This window comes from Caulobacter sp. B11, from assembly GCF_002737765.1.
Taxonomy (GTDB): Bacteria; Pseudomonadota; Alphaproteobacteria; order Caulobacterales; family Caulobacteraceae; genus Caulobacter.
The window spans coordinates 1-3,651 of the sequence record NZ_PEGG01000340.1; the positions used below are offsets into that span (position 1 = coordinate 1).

2 protein-coding genes and 3 pseudogenes are annotated in these 3,651 nt (G+C 69.8%); all 5 read right to left on the reverse strand.

The window, feature by feature from the left end; all coding sequences use genetic code 11:
* A pseudogene (locus CSW58_RS12305) lies at positions 1–376 on the reverse strand (Isoquinoline 1-oxidoreductase subunit); the annotation flags it as partial.
* A 39-nt stretch (positions 377–415) separates the two neighbouring features.
* Positions 416–1,120, reverse strand: coding sequence for a type 1 glutamine amidotransferase (locus CSW58_RS12310; protein ID WP_099447480.1), 705 nt, complete (start codon positions 1,118–1,120; stop codon positions 416–418).
* Between the two features lie 10 nt (positions 1,121–1,130).
* Positions 1,131–2,404: pseudogene (locus tag CSW58_RS12315) on the reverse strand (CCA tRNA nucleotidyltransferase).
* Positions 2,405–2,500: 96 nt separating this feature from the next.
* Complete coding sequence (locus tag CSW58_RS12320) at positions 2,501–3,136, reverse strand: CoA pyrophosphatase (RefSeq protein WP_099447479.1); 636 nt, start codon at positions 3,134–3,136, stop codon at positions 2,501–2,503.
* A pseudogene (locus CSW58_RS12325) lies at positions 3,133–3,651 on the reverse strand (DUF1285 domain-containing protein); the annotation flags it as partial. The gene CSW58_RS12320 and the pseudogene CSW58_RS12325, both read right to left, overlap by 4 nt.

The window sequence follows — 3,651 nt, forward strand, 5'->3', positions numbered from 1 at the left end:
TCGAGCGGATGTCCTGACCCCAGGTCTTCACATTGGTCGCGCCATGGCAGGACAGGCACGGCAGGCCCGGGGCGCCGTGGCCGCTCTGGCCGGCGGCCATCGGCGGATTGTGCGGCGTCATCGCGTCGCCCTGGGTCGGGCTGCGCTCGGCCGGGTGGCAGTTCATGCAGCGCGGGCTCGCGATCACCTTGCCAGCCTCGGTGAACAGGGCCAGCGAGCGGGTCGCGGGATCCTTGATCGAGACGAAGGCGGACGCCGGCTTCAGGGCCTCGACCGGGGGCGGCGCGGCGGAATCGTCGGTCGCGGCGGCGCCGGCGGCGAGCGCTCCGGCCCCGAAGGCCAGGCTGGACAGGACGACAAGGGTGGTGAAGCGCATGACTGACTCTCCCGGCAAGCCCACGGGGAACGGCCAAGCTCAGGCTTTCGTTGCCTGGGTCAGGAAGCTTTCGATCCACGCCCCCACCCGCGCCCGGTCATTGGGCGCCGACAGGCTGGCGATCGCGGCGTCGGCTTGCGGATCGGTGTAGCGGGTCCCGCGCCGCGCCTCGATCAGGGCGGCGGCATAGGCCGGGTCGAACTCGGGATGGAACTGCATAGAGATCGCCGGCTGGTCGTCATAGGCCAGCACGCCGAACGGGGTGAAGGCGCTGCCGGCCAGCACCCGCGCGCCCGGCGGCAGGTCCACGACCTGGTCCTGATGCGAGGCGGGTATGGCGACGCCGCCGCCCGCGTCCATCCAGGGGGCGATCTCGGCGATGGCATAGCGGGCCAGGCCCACGCCCCAGCCCTTGTCGGATTTCACGACCCGCCCGCCGAAGGCCTCGGCCATGATCTGGTGGCCAAAGCACACCCCGACCAGGGCGGCCTGGCCCTTGGCCGCGCGCAGAAAGCCCTTCAGGGGCGCGATCCACGGCAGGTCTTCATAGACGCCAGCCGAGGATCCGGTGACGACATAGGCGTCGCAGTCGCGCGGCGCGGCCGGCAGGTCTCCGGCCTGGACGTCGAAGGTCTGGTACTGATGTCCCGGCCCCAGAAGCGCCTGGAACATGTCGGGATAGGACCCGAAGGCCGGCCGCAGGGGCTGCGGCGGCGCGCCGGTCTCGATCAGGCCGATCTTCATGCCCGGTCGCTCAGAACGCCATGCCCTGGGCCACGGCCTTGAGCGCTCGATGGCCGAGAACTTGTCCTCGATGAAGTCCTGGTCGATCCACCAGATCTCGACCTCGCGCATCACCTCGCCGACCATCGGGCCCTTGGGCACCCCGGCCTTGAGGACATCCTCGCCAGTCAGGGGGAAGGGCGGCGGAGTCCAGCTTTCGGCCAGGGCCAGCAGGCCGCGCCACTGCGGCGTGGTCGAGCTGCGCTCGGCCCCGGCCCAGGCCAGCTTGATGCGGTCGGTGAAGGTCTTGACGCCGAGGGCGTAGACGGCGCGGCGGGCCTCGCGCGGGCTCATCCACGAGACGATGCGCGGCGACTTGCCCACGGCCTCGACCAGGCGGTCCTTCAGGGCGTTGGACAGCCGCAGGCGCTCGGCCATTTGCTCGGCCACCGCCACATCTTCGGGAATCAGGGCGGCCAGGCGCAGTTCGCAATCGTTCTCGTAGAGTTGCTCGGTCTCGATGGTCAGCAGCCCCTCGAACCGGGCCAGCGACTTCACGAAGGGCAGGATCGAGGACAGCACGCTGGTGGCCGCCATCAGCCGCAGGGCCCCGCGCGGATCGTCGGCCGCCAGCAGCTTGAGCAACTCCTTCTGGGTTCGCTCGGCCGCCCGGCCCTGAACCATGCCCTTGAGCGCCTTGCAGGCGGCAAGGGCGGCCTGATCGGCCTCGCCCTTGCCGTACCAGGCATGGAACCGGAAGAACCGCAGGATGCGCAGATAGTCCTCGCGAATCCGCATCATCGGATCGCCGACGAACACCACCCGGCCCTCGCGGGCGTCGTTGACGCCCTCGCCGGTCGGGTCATAGAGCCGACCGTCGAGATCCACATAAAGGGCGTTGAAGCGGAAGTCGCGACGCTCGGCGTCCTGGTCCCAGTCCTGGGTGAAGGCCACCACGGCGCGGCGGCCGTCGGTCGAGACGTCGCGGCGCAGGGTGGTGATCTCGTAGGGCTTGCCGCCCGACAGGGCCGTCACCGTGCCGTGGTCGACGCCCGTGGGGATGGCCCTGAGGCCGGCCTCGGCCAGCGCCTCGATGACCTGGTCGGGGGTCAGGGTGGTGGCGATGTCGATATCGTCGATGGGCTTGCCCATCAGGGTGTTGCGCACGCAGCCGCCGACGAACCGGGCGCAGCCCTTGAACCCGCGGACCTCGAGGGCGGTGATTACCGCCTGGGTCTCCGGAAGCGCCATCCAGGGCGCCGGGCCGATCGTTTGGATGTTCACGCTACTTGACCCCAAAATCATCGCTTACTGACCCGGCGAGCCAGGGCCGGGCATAACAGACGATTATGTCCAGCAATCCAAGCAGTGTTAGAGGCGCACCCCCCGGGCCCGAGGGATTCAGTCCTGGTCGGGGCCGTGCAGACGCTCGTAGAAACCGCGCAACATGCCCGCCGTCGCGCCCCAGATGAAGCGGTCGTTCCAGGGCATGGCGTAGAAGTGCCGCCGCTCGCCGCCGGGAACGTCGCGATGCTGGCGCTGGTGATTGTCGGGATCCATCAGGAAGTCGAACGGCGTCTCGAACACGTCGGCCACCTCGTCCGGGCTGGCGGTGAACACCGCGGCCGGATCGATGAACCCGACCACCGGCCGAACATGGAAGCCGGTGACCGTCTGATAGCCGTTGAGCATGCCGACCACACTGACCAGGGCCGGGTCGAGCCCGACCTCTTCCTGGGCCTCGCGCAGGGCGGTCTCCCAGGGAGTCTCGCCGGCGTCGCAGCGGCCGCCCGGAAAGGCGATCTGGCCGGTGTGGCTGCGCAGGGTGTCCGAGCGCCGGGTCAGCAGCACGGTCAGCCCCTCCTCGCGCTCGACCAGACCGACCAGCACGGCGGCGGGGCGGGTGGCGTGAACATGGTCGGGCAGCAGGCCCGGATTGAGATCGAAATCCGACTGGGCGGCGGCCCCGGCCGGGTCATAGGCGTCGATAGGGTCCAGACGGCTGATGATCCAGGCCCGCCGTTGCGCCGGGGTCATGGTCGATGCGCTCCGGCCGGACCGATCGGGAACCAGACGCCGTGCGACAGGACGCCCAGGGCCGGACCCTCGGGCGTGTCGCGCTCGACCGCCAGCTCGACCAGCTCATAGAACACCGGCCGGGCGATCAGGGCCTCCAGCCCGCGCCGCACATGCAGATAGGGCCGGGGCGCGCCGGTCGCCGGGTCCATCTCGACACGGATGGCGTTGTCGGGCCCCGCCTCGACCGTGTCGCCGACATTGGTCAGAAACCTGAGGACATCGCCCTCCTGGTCGACCCGCACGGCGATGAACGGCGCGTCCTCGACCTGGATGCGCATCTTCTCAACCGGGGTGACCAGGTGATAGCCGTCGGGGTCGAGACGCAGCACGGTCGAGAACAGGCGCACAAGGCCTCTCGCCCGATCGGCGTACCCTCGTGGAACCACACCCCGTCCTTGCGGATGCGGATGTCGATCTCGCCGCAATGGGCCGGATGCCAGAGATGCACCGGCGGCAGGCCGCGTTCGCCCGCC

Bases quoted from the DNA above. Each gene is read 5' to 3' on its own strand.
- CSW58_RS12310 (WP_099447480.1), bottom strand. From the start codon at position 1,120: ATGAAGATCGGCCTGATCGAGACCGGCGCGCCGCCGCAGCCCCTGCGG.
- CSW58_RS12320 (WP_099447479.1), bottom strand. From the start codon at position 3,136: ATGACCCCGGCGCAACGGCGGGCCTGGATCATCAGCCGTCTGGACCCT.